Origin of the sequence: Faecalibacterium longum, from assembly GCF_040094125.1 — a bacterium.
GTDB lineage: Bacteria > Bacillota > Clostridia > Oscillospirales > Ruminococcaceae > Faecalibacterium > Faecalibacterium longum.
On record NZ_JBBNIH010000095.1, the window covers coordinates 1 to 16,834 of the forward strand.

At 61.6% G+C, this 16,834-nt stretch carries 12 protein-coding genes and 1 pseudogene; 12 read left to right on the forward strand and 1 reads right to left on the reverse strand.

Going from position 1 to position 16,834, the window contains the following annotated elements; translation table 11 throughout:
• From AAAU26_RS03115 to AAAU26_RS03170, 12 genes and pseudogenes are all read left to right on the forward strand, one after another.
• A pseudogene (locus AAAU26_RS03115) lies at positions 1-2,009 on the forward strand (hypothetical protein); the annotation flags it as partial.
• A 267-nt stretch (positions 2,010-2,276) separates the two neighbouring features.
• Positions 2,277-3,632 (forward strand): MATE family efflux transporter, encoded by a 1,356-nt coding sequence (locus tag AAAU26_RS03120; protein ID WP_227618298.1) that lies wholly within the window; start codon positions 2,277-2,279, stop codon positions 3,630-3,632.
• Positions 3,633-3,735: 103 nt separating this feature from the next.
• Positions 3,736-5,952 (forward strand): SF1B family DNA helicase RecD2, encoded by a 2,217-nt coding sequence (recD2, locus tag AAAU26_RS03125; protein WP_227618297.1) that lies wholly within the window; start codon positions 3,736-3,738, stop codon positions 5,950-5,952.
• Between the two features lie 113 nt (positions 5,953-6,065).
• Positions 6,066-7,091 (forward strand): rod shape-determining protein, encoded by a 1,026-nt coding sequence (locus tag AAAU26_RS03130; protein WP_149795304.1) that lies wholly within the window; start codon positions 6,066-6,068, stop codon positions 7,089-7,091.
• A gap of 152 nt (positions 7,092-7,243) precedes the next feature.
• On the forward strand, positions 7,244-7,609 hold the full coding sequence (locus AAAU26_RS03135) for an OadG family transporter subunit (protein ID WP_207676205.1): 366 nt from the start codon (positions 7,244-7,246) through the stop codon (positions 7,607-7,609).
• 15 nt (positions 7,610-7,624) lie between these two features.
• Positions 7,625-8,833, forward strand: coding sequence for a sodium ion-translocating decarboxylase subunit beta (locus tag AAAU26_RS03140; RefSeq protein WP_149795302.1), 1,209 nt, complete (start codon positions 7,625-7,627; stop codon positions 8,831-8,833).
• A 149-nt stretch (positions 8,834-8,982) separates the two neighbouring features.
• Positions 8,983-11,646: an ATP-dependent helicase gene (locus AAAU26_RS03145; protein WP_320443565.1), complete on the forward strand. Its 2,664-nt coding sequence runs from the start codon at positions 8,983-8,985 to the stop codon at positions 11,644-11,646.
• Positions 11,647-11,651: 5 nt separating this feature from the next.
• Positions 11,652-12,431 carry an FAD-dependent thymidylate synthase gene (thyX, locus tag AAAU26_RS03150; RefSeq protein WP_149795300.1) on the forward strand — a complete coding sequence of 260 codons (780 nt, stop codon included), beginning with the start codon at positions 11,652-11,654 and terminating at the stop codon, positions 12,429-12,431.
• On the forward strand, positions 12,428-13,099 hold the full coding sequence (locus AAAU26_RS03155) for a dTMP kinase (RefSeq protein ID WP_227618295.1): 672 nt from the start codon (positions 12,428-12,430) through the stop codon (positions 13,097-13,099). The genes thyX and AAAU26_RS03155 overlap by 4 nt, the downstream gene beginning before the upstream one ends.
• Positions 13,100-13,125: 26 nt before the next feature.
• Positions 13,126-13,941 carry a hypothetical protein gene (locus tag AAAU26_RS03160; RefSeq protein WP_227618294.1) on the forward strand — a complete coding sequence of 272 codons (816 nt, stop codon included), beginning with the start codon at positions 13,126-13,128 and terminating at the stop codon, positions 13,939-13,941.
• 24 nt (positions 13,942-13,965) lie between these two features.
• Positions 13,966-15,099, forward strand: a complete 1,134-nt coding sequence (gene mltG / locus AAAU26_RS03165) for an endolytic transglycosylase MltG (RefSeq protein ID WP_227618293.1) — start codon at positions 13,966-13,968, stop codon at positions 15,097-15,099.
• Positions 15,100-15,111: 12 nt separating this feature from the next.
• The gene (locus AAAU26_RS03170; RefSeq protein ID WP_158394651.1) at positions 15,112-16,332 is read left to right on the forward strand and encodes a peptidase U32 family protein; all 1,221 of its coding nucleotides are present in this window, start codon (positions 15,112-15,114) and stop codon (positions 16,330-16,332) included.
• Between the two features lie 63 nt (positions 16,333-16,395).
• Here the strand turns inward: AAAU26_RS03170 and AAAU26_RS03175 are convergent, their stop codons facing one another.
• Complete coding sequence (locus AAAU26_RS03175; protein WP_015563909.1) at positions 16,396-16,833, reverse strand: aspartate carbamoyltransferase regulatory subunit; 438 nt, start codon at positions 16,831-16,833, stop codon at positions 16,396-16,398.
• Between the last annotated feature and the right edge of the window lies 1 nt (position 16,834).

Below are 16,834 nucleotides of genomic sequence, written 5' to 3' on the forward strand. Positions count from 1 at the left end.
CAGTCGATGCGGGCAAAGCCGCCGTCACCGTGCAGGGTGACCACGATGCCGCCATCGAGCTGGACGGCGACAACGAGTTGAAGAGCGGCAGCTGCAATGCGGGTCTTGAGAAGAATGGCAATGAGTCCTCCGGCAAGCTGACCATCAAGGACGACAACGACACCAAAGGCTCCCTCACCGCCGAGGGCGGCAAAGACGGCGCAGGCATCGGCGGCGGCTACGAAAGCGGTGCCGGAAACATCGAGATCACCGGCGGCACGGTAGAAGCCGTGGGCGGTGAGGGTGCTGCCGGTATCGGCGGCGGTGTGTACGGCCCGGGCCGCGACATCGAGATTTCCGGCGGCAAGGTGTCGGCCACGGGCGGCAGCTACAGCGGCGACCCCCGCCCCGGCGCGGCAGGCATTGGCGACGGCGCGGGTGCGTGGTCTGAGATAGACCCGGATGCGCCGCCCAGCAATCCCAATCACATCATCATCTCCGGCGACGCCGAGGTGGAGGCCAAGGCAGGCGCAAGCACCGGCGGCAAAACTGCGGCCATCGGCGGCGGCATAGTCGGCGAGATCCCCAATGACGCCCTCTCCGACGACGACCACAAGGTGACAGGCGGTAGTCTGACCCGCTACGACCCCGACGGGAAGAAGATGGAGGACTACAGCTACGACCGGCGGACGCCCTCCCAACCGGACAAGCCAGAGCAGCCGGACAAGCCGGAACAGCCGGACAAGCCGGAACAGCCAGACAAGCCGGAACAGCCAGACAAGCCGGAACAGCCAGACAAGCCGGAGCAGCCGGACAAGCCGGAACAGCCCGATGATACCGAGGACGACGACGCTCCAAGCGTGCAGGTCGGCGAGGTGCCGGACCGTGTGAAGCAGATGTACGAGGCCATGGGCGTGATCACCCATCCGGATGGCACACAGGAGCTTGCAGATGTGACCACGGCAGAGTATGACCCGGTCAACAAGGTCCTGCGCTTCGATGCCCACGGCACAGTCTTTCGGATGACAGGCGACTCGCTGCGGGAGCTTGCAAAGGAGGTCGATGAACTCCGCGTCCGATTCCTTGATGGGGAAGGGCAGGAGATGGAGGCCGTCATTCCGCTGGCCCGGATCAAAGATCTGGTCGGCGTGAATGGTGCGTTCGAACTCGAGCTGTCCCAGGAAGGGCTCTATCGCTTCCATGTTATCAGGCAGACGGGATATGATAGAAAAACATTCTCGGATGAGACCGCCCTGCGCCGAAACGGCAGGGAGCTGGTCCTTGTGTACCGCGTTGGCGATGAGGAGCAGAAAGCGCAGGAGACTGCCCGGGTGGAGGAGGCGATCGCCCGCCGCAAGCAGGAGAAAAAGCAATGGGGAACGGTCCTCTCCGGTCGGGAAAGCAGCTCCCTGAGCGGACAGCCCGGGCTGACTCAGCCGGGAACAGGCACCGTCGGCGGCGTGACCGACTCCATCGCAGACCCGAAGGTCACCGACATGGGCTCCATCACGGTCCGTCTGCCCGAGAAGTCCGCCTCCGACTCGACGGGGTGGAAGACATTTACCGGTAACATCGTGAAGCTCGCGGGCGGGAAGCAGGACAGCAAGAAGGACGACCCGGCCCCCTCCGTCGGTGACCTCAGCGGCCTCCCGACTCTCTCGCCGGACAGCCTTACCACGGTCCAGCAGCCGGAAGCAAGCGCCCAGCCATCGGAAACAAGCACCCAGCCATCGGAAACAAGCGCCCAGCAGCCGGAAACAGGCGGATGGGTAACGGACAGTCAGGGTGACTGGGTGTGGAAGCCGGGCAAGGATGGCGGTCCGCCGCCGGATTTGAGAGGAAATTGGGAGACAAGAAAATGGATGGGGAGAAGCGACGATTATTGGTGGGAGTGGCAGCCGGTGCAGGAGGGCGATCAGTTATATTGGAAACCAATCCTGCAGACACGGATCAGGGATCATGCTCGGTGGGATCCCTTTTATGACTCTGCATATTATGACTCTGAATGGGATTTCGATTATAAAGGCTGAGAGCGTGGGCTGAGAGGGAGTGCAGCAGGAGAGTCCTGCGCAGGGGCAGCCCTGCCGCCCCCCTGCGCACAATCACCAAAAACCACCGATAGAAAATAGCAATGTTGTACGAAGAAATCTGCCCCAAACCCCTTGCAAAATCACGATGAGCTGAGTATAATACCATTCATGAAACGCAAAACGTCCTGCCCCTCATCCGGCAGGGCGTTTTTGTCGGTAAAGATCCGGCAAAGAAATGTTAAGTGACCGCCCGGGGAGGGGCTTTGTATGACAAAAGACATGACACAGGGCAGCCCGCTCAAGCTCATCCTTGCCTTTGCGGTGCCGCTGATGCTGGGCAGTCTGTTCCAGCAGTTCTACAATCTGGCCGATACCATCATCGTGGGCCGCTTCGTGAGCGTGGATGCGCTGGCGGCGGTGGGCAGCGTGGGCGGCCTGAACTATCTGGTGCTGGGCTTCGTCAACGGCATCGCCTGCGGCTTCTCCATCCCCATCTCGTGGACCTTCGGCGCGAAGGATTACAGAGAGATGCGGCGCTACACCGCCAATACCGTCTGGCTGAGCCTCTTTTTCGCCGTCGTGCTCACGGTGGTGACGGTGGCCCTGACCCGGGCGGTGCTGGTCTGGACCAACACCCCCGACAACATCATCGACATCGCGGACATCTACATCCGCACCATCTTCTGGGGCATCCCCTTCACCCTGCTGTACAACGTCACCAGCGCCCTCATGCGCGCGCTGGGCGACAGCAAGCGGCCGCTCTATTTCCTGCTGGTGGCCAGCGTGCTGAACATCGGCCTCGACCTGCTCTGTATCCTCATCTTCCGGATGGGGGCGTTCGGTGCGGCCTTCGCCACCGTGTTCAGTCAGGCGGTGGCGGGCATCGGCAGTCTCATCTACATCGGCCGCCACTACCCGGAGCTGAAATGGAGCAGGGAAGAGGGCCGTCTGAGCGCCAGCCACTGCCTCAAGCTCTGCAACATGGGCATCCCTATGGGCCTGCAGTGCAGCATCACCGCCATCGGCAGCGTCGTGCTGCAGGGCGCGGTGAACGGTCTGGGCAGCAGCATCGTGGCCGCGCAGACCGCAGGCAGCAAGGCCGCCCAGTTCCTCTCGGTGCCGCTGGAGAGTATCGGCACCGCCATGACCACCTACGCCAGCCAGAACATGGGCGCTCACGACCTCAAGCGTGTGGACCGGGGCGTCAATACTGCGCTGGGAATTGGCTGCGTCTACAGTGTGGCATCCTTCCTCATCCTGCGTGTGCTGGATGTGCCGCTCATCAGCCTCTTCCTCGAGAGCAGCGAGGTGGAGATCATGGCGAATGCCCGCAGCTTCATCTTCTGGAACAGCGTGTTCTACATCCCGCTGGCTGTCCTCATCATCTACCGCTACACCATCCAGGGCCTGGGCTATTCCAGCCTTGCCATGTTCGCGGGCGTGGCCGAGATGGTCGCCCGTGCCATGGTGGGCTTCTGGTTCGTGCCGCTCTGGGGCTACTTTGCGGCCTGCATCGCCAGCCCTGTGGCATGGTTCTTCGCCTGCTTCTTCCTCATCCCGGCCTACTTTGCAGTGCGCAAGCGCCTGACGAAGGAGCTTGCCGCAGCGCGGGTGGAGGATTGACCCTCGCCTACAGCTCCCCTTCGGGGGAGCTTTTGTTGTATTTACAAATCCCCCCAAAACCGCTATACTAGATATAGTTGTGTCAAAACGAGGAGGCGGGACGATGGAGCAGGAGCTGGAACGGCTGGAAGGCACGGTAGAGGACATCATCTACCTGAACGAGGACAACGGCTACACTGTGTTCGAGGTGTCGGGCGGCGGTGTCGTCACCGTTGTGTGCGGCGTGGTGGGAGAACTCCACGCGGGCGAAAGCGTCGTCTGCCGGGGCAGGTACGAGAACCACGCCACCTATGGCCGACAGTTCCACGCACAGGAGTGCGAGACGGATATGCCCAAAGACCTCGAGGCCGTCTACGCCTTCCTCGCCAGCCGGTCGCTGCCCTACATCGGGGCTCGGACGGCGGATAAGATCATTGACAAATTCGGCGCGGCGGCGCTGGAAGTTATCGCCAACGACCCCGCCCAGCTCACCCTCATCCCGGGCATCTCGGCGGACAAGGCCGACCGCATCCAGCAGGAGTTCAAGCGGATGTTCGGAATGCGGGAGCTCATCGCCTATCTGGCTCAGTTCGAGATCAGCCCCCGCCGGGCGATGGAGGTCTTCCGCACCTTCGGGCCGGGGGCCATGCAGGCCATCCAGCAGAACCCCTACCTGCTCTGCGGGGAGCCGCTGCAGCTGGACTTCCGCCATGCCGACAGCATCGCTCAGTATTACCAGATGGCAGGGGACTGCGCCCAGCGGCTGGAAGCCGCCCTCCTGCGCACCCTGCGCCACAACGCAGGCAACGGCCACACCTGTCTGCCCCGGGCGCAGCTGCTGGAAACGGCATCGAACTTCATCCACCAGCCCCCCGAAAAGCTGGCGGCGGCGCTGGACAGCTGCATCCAGACCGGGAAACTGGCGGTGCGGATGTTCGACGGAACACCGTATATTTATCTGCCGGATCTGCTGGCCGCAGAGCAGGACATCGCCGACCGTCTGGCCATGCTGACCAAGCGTGGGAAGCAGACGGCCCACGGCCTCGACAAGAACATCCAAATACTGGAACTGGCGCAGGGCTTTGCTTACGCGCCGCTCCAAAAAGAAGCCATCCGTAAGGCCATGACCGAGAACTGCCTTGTCCTCACCGGCGGCCCCGGCACCGGCAAGACCACCACGGTCAACGCCATCCTGCAGCTGCTCGAGAACGAGGCCGAACGGGTAGCCCTCTGTGCTCCCACAGGCCGCGCCGCCAAGCGTCTGAGCGAGCTGACGGGCCGGAAAGCCTCCACCATCCACCGCCTGCTGGAAGTGGACTACACCGGCGGTGTGGTCAGCTTCATCCACAACGACAAGAACCTGCTCAAGTGCGACGTCGTTATCCTCGACGAGATGAGTATGGTGGACGTCAAGCTGTTCCAGGCCCTCATTGCGGCACTGCGGTACAGCTGCCGTATTATTATGGTAGGCGACGCCGACCAGCTGCCCAGCGTCGGCCCGGGCAATATCCTCGGCGAGATCATCCGTTCCGGGCTGGTGCCGACGGTCTGCCTCAACGAGATATTCCGGCAGGCCGCTCAGAGCCTCATCGTGGAGAACGCCCACCACATCATCTCAGGCGAACCGCTGAAAAAGGGCGGAAAGACGGACGATTTCTTCTTCCTCGAAGCCGACGGCGACGCAGCCCAGAAGCTGGTCTGCGACCTTGTGACCACCCGTCTGCCCCGCAGCTACCAGTTCGACCCGGTGAAGGATATTCAGGTGCTCTGCCCCACGAAGCTCGGCCCCACCGGCACCCAGGCCCTCAACGCGGAGCTGCAGGCCATGCTCAACCCGCCAAAGAAGGGCAAGCCGGAGCTGCAGAGCGCGGCCCGGGTCTTCCGGGTGGGGGACAAAGTGATGCAGGTGCGCAATAACTACGAGATAACGTGGCAGCGCATCGGCGGGGAACAGGGTGTGGGCGCCTACAACGGCGACATCGGCATCGTGGAGTCCATCGACGTGCGCAGCCGCTCCATGGTGGTGCGGATGGACGACCGGCGGCTGGTCTACCCGGCGGAGAACCTCAACGAGCTGGAAATTGCGTATGCCATCACGGTACACAAAAGCCAGGGCAGCGAGTTCCCGGCGGTCATCCTCCCGGCGGCGCAGGTGCCGCCCCGCCTGTGCTACCGCAACCTCTTCTATACCGGCGTCACCCGCGGGCGGAAGCTCTGCATCGTGGTGGGCCGGCGGGACGTGGTGAACCGGATGATGTCCAACATCCGCCAGAACCTGCGCTACAGCGGCCTGGCTGCCCTGCTGGCCCAGGCTCTGCCCCCGGAGCAGGGGAAGCTTTAAGGGTTTCTTTTTGGATACACCTGTGTTATACTATAATGTGTTTTGATGACCCGCGCCCGGAGATGGGCGATGGAAATAGAGAATGGGCAGCAGAGAAAGGAAATATCACAACTATGGCACAGAATGACATCGGTATCGATCTTGGTACGACGACCATCATCATCGCGCAGGAGGGGCAGGGCGTCGTGCTCAACCAGCCCAGCGTGGTGGCGGTGGATACCCGCAAGAACTGCGTGCTTGAGGCCGGCGACAAGGCCCTTGCAATGGTGGGCCGCACGCCCAACTACATCTCCGCCATCTTCCCGCTGAAGGATGGCGTCATCAGCGACCACACCATGACCCGGGAGCTCATCTGCCGCTTCGTCAATCAGGTCTACAGCTCCCACATGGTCAAGCCCCGTGTGGCCGTCTGTGTGCCTGCCGCCATCACCGGCATCGAGAGCGACGCCGTGGTGGAGGCCGTCATGGCTGCCGGTGCGCGTCAGGTCTACCTCATTGATGAGCCTATCGCCGCAGCTCTCGGCTCCGGCATCGACATCACCGTGCCGGACGGTCGAATGATCATCGACATCGGCGGCGGCACCACCGACATCGCCGTGCTGAGCCTCGGCGGCAAGGTCAAGGCCACCAGCGTCCGCGTGGCAGGCAACCACTACGACGAAGAGATCCTGAAGTTCGTGCGCAACAAGTTCAGCATCGCCATCGGCCAGCGCACCGCTGAGAACCTGAAAAAGAACGTGGCCTGCTGCCCCCAGAAGGCAGATTTCAACGAGACCATGGAGATCAAGGGCCGCAGCCTGCTCACCGGCCTGCCCGTGCGTGTCAATGTCTCCACCGCCGACCTCTACGAGCCGGTCATGCGCCTGAGCGAGCAGATCGGCACCGCCGCCCATCAGGTGCTGGAGAAGACTCCTCCGGAGCTGGCCGGCGACATCTACCGCAATGGCGTCGTCCTCACCGGCGGCGGCGCACAGCTCCACGGCCTGCCTGAGTACCTCAGCCAGGAGCTGAAGGTGGAAGTGACCGTCTCGCCTGACCCCGTCAACTGTGTCGCGCTGGGTACGGCCATGAGCCTGCGTCTGGGCGACAAGCTGGAGACCGGCTTCATGGACGCCACCCCCCGCATGGGCCGCCGCTGAGAAGAAAGCGCTGTTCACAGAACCGTGAAAAATAATATGATTTTTGTTCATAGTTGTTGAATCGACCCGGAAAATATTGTATAATATCTTCAAATCGCTTTTTGCCGCCCGCCCCCCGGGCGGCAAAGAAAAAAGTAAATAGGAGGAAGACCATGGATTTAGGTTATGATGTGATCGTTACCATAACCGGTATTGTGCTGGTGTTTCTGATCCTCGTCCTGCTGATGGCTATCATCACGCTGGAGGGCAAGATCTTTGACGCCATGAACGGCAAGAAGGCAGCTGCCAAGGCTGCTTCTGTTGCAAAACCGGCTGCTCCTGTGAAACAGGCCGCTGCGCCCGCTCCTGCAAAGGCTGCTGCCCCGCAGGTCGAGGCCGGCATCCCCGGCGACGTTGTGGCAGCCATCATGGCAGCCATCTACTCTATGGGCAACGGCAAGTATGTGCTGAAGGCAGTCCGCCGCGGCAAGAATGGCTGGGGCAAGGCTGGCGTCAACGACACCACCGCACCCTTTTAACACAGGAGGAAAAACATGACTCAGTTTATTGAGACTCTGGTCGGTATTTTCCAGAGTTCCGGTTTTGCCAAGTTCGGTGAGCCGGGCGGCTGGCTGTACGCAGTGATGATCTGCGTAGGCTGCTTCCTGCTCTACCTCGCTATCGTCAAAGAGTTCGAGCCTCTGATCCTGCTGCCCATGGCTTTCGGCATGATCCTGGCCAACCTCCCCGGCAGCGGCGTCATCCATATGCAGTACTTCGTCGGTGACGGCCTCGAGCACCCGATGTGGGTCGAGATCCTGAACAACGGCGGTCTGGCTGACATGCTTTACATGGGCGTCAAGCTGGGCATCTACCCGCCGCTGATCTTCCTCGGCATCGGCACCATGACCGACTTCGCACCCCTGATCTCCAACCCCAAGAGCCTGCTGCTGGGCGCTGCCGCTCAGTTCGGTATCTTCGGCACTTACATGGGCGCTCGTCTGCTGGCCGCTACCGGTCTGGTGGACTTCACCCAGAAGCAGTCTGCCGCCATCTCCATCATCGGCGGCGCAGACGGCCCCACCGCTATCTTCGTCACCTCCCGTCTGGCTCCTGAGCTGCTGGGCTCCATCGCCGTCGCGGCCTACAGCTACATGGCTCTGGTGCCCGTCATCCAGCCCCCCATCATGAAGGCCCTGACCTCCAAAAAGGAGCGTACCGTCGTGATGAAGCAGCTGCGCGCCGTGACCAAGACCGAGAGGATCATCTTCCCCATCATGGTCACCATCATCGTCTCCCTCATCGTGCCGGATGCCGCCGTTCTGGTCGGTATGCTGATGCTGGGCAACCTGATGAAGGAGTGCGGCGTCGTGGATCGTATCCAGAAGACCGCCGGCAATGAGCTGATGAACATCATCACCATCTTCCTGGCTCTGTCTGTCGGCTGCACCACCTCTGCAAACACCTTCCTGAACAGCCGCACCCTGTTCATCATCGTGCTGGGCCTCATCGCCTTCTCCTTCGGCACCGCTGCCGGTGTTCTCTGCGGCAAGGTCATGTATGTCCTGACCGGCGGTCAGGTCAACCCCCTGATCGGTTCCGCTGGCGTTTCCGCTGTGCCTATGGCTGCCCGTGTTTCTCAGAAGGTCGGCCAGAGCGAGAACCCCTCCAACTTCCTGCTGATGCACGCAATGGGCCCCAACGTGGCCGGTGTTATCGGTTCCGCCGTCGCTGCTGGTATCCTCATCAACATCTTCGGCTAAGCATTTCCTGAGATCTCCGCTCCATCGTGGTATTGACTGCGGTGGGGCGGTTTTTGTTTGCATTGTTTTTATGTACAACTTTTTTGAAATGTGATATACTATATTTTAAGTGATATATCCAGAAATGATTGAAAAGAACAGGTGAAACAATGGCAACAGATCTAGCACAACAATTCTGCGCTTTGCGTGATACGTATATCGAAAAGCAGTTCGGACGCCTGAACGATATGCAGCGGGAGGCGGTGTTCACCACCAACGGCCCCCTGCTCATCCTCGCGGGTGCAGGCAGCGGAAAGACCACCGTGCTGGTCAACCGCATCGCTAACCTCATCCGCTTCGGCTCGGCCCACGGCTCCAAGTGGACGCCCCGGGAGGTGACGGAGGACGATGTGAAAGCCCTGCGCACTGCCATCATGACCGGTACCGATGCCCCGTCGTGGCTGGACGGAATGCTGCGGAAGGACGCCGTCCGGAGCTGGAACGTCATGGCCATCACCTTTACCAACAAGGCCGCCGGTGAGCTGAAAGAGCGTCTGCGCCGGATGCTGGGCGGGGAAGAGGGCGACGAGGTGTTCGCCTCCACGTTCCACTCGGCCTGCGTCCGCATTCTCCGCCGCTGGGCCGAGGAGATCGGCTACCCCCGCAGCTTTACCATCTACGACAGCGACGACTCCCAGCGTGTCATGAAGACTGTGTACAAAGAGCTGAGCGTGGACGACAAGTTCTTCCCGGTCAAAAGCGCCATCAACCAGATGAGCCGCTGGAAAGACCAGCTCATCAGTCCGGAAGAGGCCCTGAAGACCCCGGCCCGGGACACGAAGGGCGCTCTTGCGGCCAAGGTCTACGCCGCCTATGAAAAGAAGCTCAAGGAGGCCGGAGCTTTCGACTTCGACGACCTCATCTACCAGACGGTCATCCTGCTGTCGGAGCACGAGGACGTGCGGGAGTTCTACCAGAACAAGTACAAATATCTGCTGGTGGACGAGTATCAGGACACCAGTGTGGCTCAGTTCCGGCTCGTGAGCCTGCTCACCGGCCCGGAGAAAAACATCTGCGTTGTGGGCGACGACGACCAGAGCATCTACCGCTTCCGCGGCGCGACCATTGAGAACATCCTCAACTTCGAGCGCATCTATAAAGGCACCAGGACCATCCGACTCGAGCAGAATTACCGCTCTACGTCAAATATCCTGAATGCCGCCAACTGTGTCATCCAGCACAACACCGAGCGCAAGGGCAAGACCCTCTGGACGAAGAACGGCGAGGGCGATAAGGTGCAGGTCTACACCGCCGAGAACGAGCAGGACGAGGCCAGCCATATCGCGGATGTCATCGGCCAGCACCTCAAAGAGGGCGGACATCTGGCCGACCACGCCATCCTCTACCGGATGAACGCCCAGTCGGCCCCCATCGAAAGCTATTTCACTCGTGCGGGCATCCCGCATAAGATCGTGGGCGGCCAGCGCTTCAATGACCGCAAGGAAGTCAAGGACATCCACTCCTATATGTCCATCGTGGCGAACCCCCGGGACGATGTCCGACTTCGTCGAATCATCAACGAGCCTGCGCGCAAAATCGGTGCAACGACCATCGAAGTCATCGCGGATTTGGCGGCTCAGCAGGGCATCAGTATGCTGGATGTCATCTCCCATGCCGACCAGTACGCCAAGCTCAGCCGCGCCATCGCGCCGCTGTTCAAGTTCTGGGACATCTACCAGAAACTGCAGGAATCGCTGGAAACGAAGACGCTGGATGAGTTCGCCTCCGATGTCATCGAGATCACCGGCTACCGCGCCATGCTGGAAGCCGACGCCGCCAAGGGTCACGAGGATGCCGCCGACCGTCTGCAGAACCTCGGCCAGCTGGTCAACAACGTCAAGAGCTACTGCGACCAGCACGGCGAAGAGGCCTCGCTGGAAGGCTATCTGGAGGACATCGCCCTCATCAGCGACATCGACAGCTACAACGAGAGCGCTGACCAGGTGGTGCTGATGACCATCCACTCGGCCAAGGGCCTTGAGTTTCCCTATGTATTCCTCATTGGCATGGAAGAGGGAGTCTTCCCCAGTGAGATGAGCAAGTATTCCGAGGCTGACCTCGAGGAGGAACGCCGCCTGGCCTATGTCGGCATCACCCGCGCCAAGAAGGAGCTTTACATCTCCAACAGCGTCACCCGGATGCTCTATGGCCGCACCCAGCGCAACGAGCCCAGCCGCTTCCTCCGGGAAATTGAACCGGAGTACATCGAAGAGACCCGCAGCCCGGTGCTGGAACAGCGCTCCCGTCTGGGCGGCTGGGGCAGCGGTTACGGCAGCGATACCGTGCCGGGCGGTGCGTCGGGCTACTCCGGCCCCTCCGGCTGGGGGCGTGCGGCCTCTGGTTACGGCTCGGGCTATGGCAGCCGCGGCGGCTATCTGAATAAAGAATATAACGCACCGATGTCCAATAGCCGAGGCTTTGGCTCCGATTACGCGGGCCGGGGAAGTGCTTCGTCGGGTCATGGCGGCTGCAGCTCCGGTTCGGGAAGCAGCGGCTTTGGTTCTGGCTATGGCCGTCCGGCAGCGCCCAAAGCGCCGGTCAAACCCGCAGGCGGCGGTGTGACCTCTTCGCCCCGTCCGGCAGCGGCATCCACCGGCCCCAAACACTATGAGCCGGGCGACATCGTGGAGCACAAGGTCTTCGGGCGCGGCAAGGTGCTGAAAGTCAAGCCCGCCGCCGGCGACCAGATCGTGGAGATCAGCTTCGAGAAGGTGGGTGTGAAGAAGACTATGGCCAACTTTGCGCCCCTTGTGAAGATAACGACGGAGGAATGAGAAAAATGATGACTGTCCGATTGATAGCACATACGCCGGAGCCGGAGAAGGTCGTGGCGGCCGCGGCGAAGCTCTGCTACTCCGATGCCCACATCACCGACCTGCTGGACGGGCTGGATGAGGAGAAGACTGCCCGCTTCCTGACCATGCTCAGCGATTTGGGCCACGCCAGCCCCATCGAGCACGCAAGCTTCACCTTCGGCATCGAGGGCGTCAGCCGTACCCTGCTGGCCCAGATCACCCGCCACCGCATCGCGTCCTTCAGCGTCCAGAGTCAGCGGTACGTCCGTCTGGACGATTTCCGCTACGTCATCCCGCCCGAGATCGAGGCCATCCCCGAGGCAAAGGCAGCGTTCATCGAGAGCATGAACGAGGACGCCAGGCGCTACCTCGACCTCGTGCAGAAGCTGGAAGACGGCCACACCGCCCGCCTGATGGCCGAAGGTCTGCCCGAAAAGCAGGCCCGGGCCAAGGCTTCCAAGCAGGCCAACGAGGACGCCCGATTCGTGCTGCCCAACGCCTGCGAGACCAAGATGGTGGTGACCATGAACGCCCGCAGCCTGCAGAACTTCTTCCACCTGCGCTGCTGCAGCCGCGCCCAGTGGGAGATACGGCAGCTGGCCGAAGAGATGCTGCGGCTGGTCTACCCGGTGGCACCCCATATCTTCCGCACCGCCGGCCCGGCCTGCGTGTCCGGCCCCTGCCCGGAAGGCAAGATGTGCTGCGGCCGCACCGCCGAAGTCCGCGCCCAGTACGCCGCGCTGAAAGGGGAGAAGGCAGAATGAGCAAGGGCAGGCTTCTTGTCATCGAAGGGCTGGACGGCTCCGGCAAGGCCACTCAGGCAAAGCTGCTGGCCTCCCATCTGGCCGAGAGCGGCTGCAAGGTAATGGAGATCACCTTTCCGGACTACGAGAGCGATTCCAGTGCGCTGGTAAAGATGTACCTCTCCGGCCAGTTCGGCGACAAGCCCGACGACGTCAACCCTTATGCGGCGTCCAGCTTCTATGCGGTGGACCGGTACGCCAGCTATAAGACCAGGTGGGGCAGCTTCTACGAGGCGGGCGGCATCGTCATCGCCGACCGCTACACCACGTCGAACGCGGTGCATCAGTGCTCCAAGCTCCCGCCGGAGCAGTGGGACGATTTCCTCCGCTGGGCCTTTGACTACGAATACAGGCTGCTGGGCCTGCCCGCACCGGACGCTGTGGTGTACTTACAGGTAGACCCCGCCGTGAGCCAGAAGCTTATGACCGGCCGCTACCACGGCGACGAGAGCAGAAAGGACGTCCACGAAAAGGACATCGAATATCTGGCCCGCAGCCGCCGTGCCGCCGAGTACTGCGCAGAGCATCTGGGCTGGGCCACCGTCCATTGCGCGGAAAATGGAGCCATGCGCACCATCGAGGATATTCAGGCCGAGGTGCGGGCGCTGGCGGAAAAAGAACTCGGATAACCGCGAAAATGGGAGGGATACTATCAATGTATCGTTTGATGCAGCCGTCGGATGAGGCGGCAGTCGTGGCACTGTGGCAGAAAGAACGCGGCGACAGCGCCGAGTTCATCAAGACTGCTCTGGAAAAGTTCGCCGGGGTGGAAAATATCTACGTCGCTGAGGAAAATGACGAGATAGTCGCTGCGGCGCTGGCGGTCCCCGTCACCCTCAAGGGACGCAGCGGCAGTTACCTCTACGGCCTCTGCGGGCAGGGAAGCCTGCTTCTGGCAGGACTCGTGGACTATCTCTGTGCGCAGCAGAAGCTGCGGGGCGCGGGCTTCACCGTGGCCGTTCCGGCCGGACAGGAGCAGGCCGCGCTGCTGGAAAACAAGGGTTTCCAGCGGGCTTTTGCCCTCCGCTGCCTGCCCCGGGAGGTGTCCCGCAACCTGTGGAGTCAGGCGGAGTTCGACTCCGTGACGGCCCGCAAGCTCTGTGAGCTGCGGGAGCGCTTCTATCCCGATACCGTCCAGTTCCCGCCGGAGCAGATGGCCGTCGTGCTGACCGACCTCTACGCCCGGGGCGCGACCATCGTGTCCAGCGAGAAGGGCTACGGCATCTACTTCCGCCGGGAGGACACCCTCTATTTTGTGGAGCTGATGGCCGAAGACGACCGCTCCGCCGAGGTGCTGATGGAAGCGGCCCGGGAGAAGGAAGTCATCGTGGAGCGCGCCGTCATCACAGTGGGCGCGGCTCAGAACCTTTTCCTCGGCGAAGGCACCCGGCAGGACTACGGCATGATACGGTTCGACGCGGAGCCTTTCGATGTGGAAGAAAGCTATATGCGGCTGATGATGGAAAGCTGAACGGAATGGTAAAGGAGTGTGTACATGGCACACGATGCAAAACATAAAAAAAGCAGAAAAGGCGGCGCAGCGAAAATGATCCTGATCGTGCTGCTGATCCTGGTACTGGCGGCGGGCGGCTGTCTGCTGGCCATCCGAAAAGAGATCAACGGCAGTGCTTCCGCTGGCGAACCGGTGAGTGTGAGCATCCAGCAGGGCAGCGGCGTGGCAGCCATCGCCCAGAAGCTCAAGACGGCGGGCGTCATCAAGTACCCCCACGTCTTCCGCTGGTATGCAGGCAAACAGGGCGCGGCAGGCAAGCTCCAATACGGTGAGTTCGACCTCGCCCCCGGCAGCTCCTACGACGACATCATCGAGGCACTTTCCGCCTACGCGAAGGCCGACAGTGTCCGGCTGACCTTCCCCGAGGGTACGACGGCCATCGCCATTGCGAAAAAAATGGAAGATGCCGGGCTGTGCAGCGCCGAGGACTTCCTCAAGGAGGCCAACACCGGTGATTTCAGCCAGTACAGGTTCTGGCAGTACGTCCCCGACGACAAGGACGCCCCGGACCGCTTCCTCAAGTGCGAGGGTTATCTTTTCCCGGATACCTACGATTTCCTGAAGGATGACACCGTCCATCATTACGTTGAGACGTTCTATTCTCACTTCGACAAGCAGATCACCGATGAGATGTATGCCGAGATGGAAAAGCAGGGGATGACCCTCTCCGAGGTGGTCACTCTGGCGTCCTTCGTGCAGGAGGAGGCCGGCAACGATCAGGACGATAATGTGGCGCAGGTGTTCCGCAACCGTCTGGCCGAGGGTTCACCCTACCCCAAACTGCAGAGCAACACCTCCAGCTACGTCCAGAGCGACGCCGACAACAACTACCTCTGGAACTGGGTCGCGCCCTACTACGGCGGCTGGGACAGCATCCCGAAGAACATTCTGGAAGCCTACGACACCTACGCCTGCACCGGCCTCTCCGCCGGCCCGATCTCCAACCCCGGCATCGCGGCCATCCGTGCGGCGCTTGACCCGCAGCCCGACGATGAGGTGAAAGACGCCTATTTCTTTGTCACGGACCTTGCCGGTCACTACTACTACGCCCGCACCTACGCAGATCACCAGAAAAACTGCGATGAGGCGGCTAAAGTTAATAAAAGTATGAAGTAAAAGAGGAATACCATGTTACAGATACCGGAACTTCTGGCCCCGGCAGGCGACCTCGAGCGCCTGCGGTATGCCATCAACTACGGCGCGGACGCCGTTTACTGCGCTCTGCCCGAGTTCGGGATGCGCTCTGCACCCACCAACTTCACCCCGGAGCAGCTGAGCGAGGGCGTCATCTATGCCCACGCCCGGGGCCGCAAGGTCTACCTGACCATGAACACCCTGCCCACCAACGAGGAGGCTGACCGTCTGCCTCAGGCCATCAAGGACGCTGCCGCCGCCGGTGTGGACGCCTTCATCGTGGCCGACCTCGGCGTGTTGGACGCCTGCAAGACGTTCGCGCCCGACATCGACATCCATATGTCCACCCAGACCGGCATCACCAACTGGGCCGCTGCCCGCGCCGCCTACAACATGGGCGCGAAGCGGGTGGTGTTGGCCCGGGAGATGACCCTGCAGGACATCGCCACCCTCCGCGACAAGACCCCGCCGGAGCTGGAAATTGAGGCTTTCGTCCACGGCGCCATGTGCATGAGCGTCTCGGGCCGCTGCCTGCTCTCCAACTACATGGCAGGCCGCGACGCAAACCGCGGCCAGTGCGCCCAGCCCTGCCGCTGGAAGTACTATCTCAGCGAGGAGACCCGCCCGGGGCAGCTCTATGAGATCGGCGAGAACGAGAACGGCAGCTACATCCTCAACGCCAACGATATGTGTACCGCGCCCTTTCTCGACCTCATCTGCAACGCGGGCGTGGACAGCCTCAAAATCGAGGGCCGCGCCAAGACTTTCTACTACGTCGCCAGCGTGACGGCGGCCTACCGCCGCGCCCTCGACCAGTATCTGGCCGACCCGATGAACGAGAACTTCGAGCTGCCGGAAGAGGTTTTGGCTGAGCTGACCCGCACCAGTCACCGCCACTATTCGCCCGGCTTCTACTTTGGCCGGGAGCAGGCCCGTCAGGCTACCGACAGCGCTACTTACATCCGCGAGTGGGAGTTTGTCGGTACGGTGGACGGCTGGGAGAACGGCGTCGCCAGCTGCCAGCAGCGGGGCAAGTGGAGCCTCGGCGACACGCTGGAAGTGCTCTGCCCGGATGGCCGCAGCATCCCGCTGAACCCCGAGTGGATAAAGAATGAGGCCGGTGAGCTGGTGGAGTCCACGCCCCACGCGATGGAGCACTATACCATCCCCACCCCGGAGCTGCCGCCTATGAGCCTGCTGCGCCGGAAAGTCTGAGAATCAAAAGCAAAGCCGCCTGTCGTTCGTTGAATGACAGGCGGCTTTTATCGTTTATCTATATTATTCCGGCTTGACCTGCAGCTCCTGCTCGCAGTAGATGCAGCGATACTTGCCGTTGGAGCTCAGCTCGAAGATCTGGTCACACTCTTCCTCGATGGAGGAGATGCAGCGGGGGTTCTTGCACCGCACGATGTTGACCAGACGCTTGGGGGGCTGGGGCTTTTCCTTCTTGACAGCCTTGCCGTTCTCGATGACGGTCACGCTGATGTCGGGGTCGAGATAGGCCAGCACGTCGAGGTTGAGCCAGGATGCGTCGCCCTCCACCTTGATGATGTCCTTCCGGCCCGACTCTGCCTTGTGGCTGCGGGCGTTCTGGATGAGGGCCACGCTGGAGGTGCGGTTGCCCTTGATGCCCAGCAGGTCCATCAGGCCGATGGCCGTGCCTGCCTTGATATGGTCGATGACGATACCGTTCTGAATTTCATCAATGTTCAGCATC

Excerpts from the sequence above, each read along its gene's own strand:
- AAAU26_RS03175 (WP_015563909.1), bottom strand. The coding sequence starts at position 16,833 with ATGCTGAACATTGATGAAATTCAGAACGGTATCGTCATCGACCATATC.
- AAAU26_RS03130 (WP_149795304.1), top strand. The coding sequence starts at position 6,066 with ATGGCACAGAATGACATCGGTATCGATCTTGGTACGACGACCATCATC.
- AAAU26_RS03120 (WP_227618298.1), top strand. The coding sequence starts at position 2,277 with ATGACAAAAGACATGACACAGGGCAGCCCGCTCAAGCTCATCCTTGCC.
- AAAU26_RS03170 (WP_158394651.1), top strand. The coding sequence starts at position 15,112 with ATGTTACAGATACCGGAACTTCTGGCCCCGGCAGGCGACCTCGAGCGC.
- thyX (WP_149795300.1), top strand. The coding sequence starts at position 11,652 with ATGATGACTGTCCGATTGATAGCACATACGCCGGAGCCGGAGAAGGTC.
- mltG (WP_227618293.1), top strand. The coding sequence starts at position 13,966 with ATGGCACACGATGCAAAACATAAAAAAAGCAGAAAAGGCGGCGCAGCG.
- AAAU26_RS03155 (WP_227618295.1), top strand. The coding sequence starts at position 12,428 with ATGAGCAAGGGCAGGCTTCTTGTCATCGAAGGGCTGGACGGCTCCGGC.
- AAAU26_RS03160 (WP_227618294.1), top strand. The coding sequence starts at position 13,126 with ATGTATCGTTTGATGCAGCCGTCGGATGAGGCGGCAGTCGTGGCACTG.
- AAAU26_RS03145 (WP_320443565.1), top strand. The coding sequence starts at position 8,983 with ATGGCAACAGATCTAGCACAACAATTCTGCGCTTTGCGTGATACGTAT.
- AAAU26_RS03135 (WP_207676205.1), top strand. The coding sequence starts at position 7,244 with ATGGATTTAGGTTATGATGTGATCGTTACCATAACCGGTATTGTGCTG.
- recD2 (WP_227618297.1), top strand. The coding sequence starts at position 3,736 with ATGGAGCAGGAGCTGGAACGGCTGGAAGGCACGGTAGAGGACATCATC.
- AAAU26_RS03140 (WP_149795302.1), top strand. The coding sequence starts at position 7,625 with ATGACTCAGTTTATTGAGACTCTGGTCGGTATTTTCCAGAGTTCCGGT.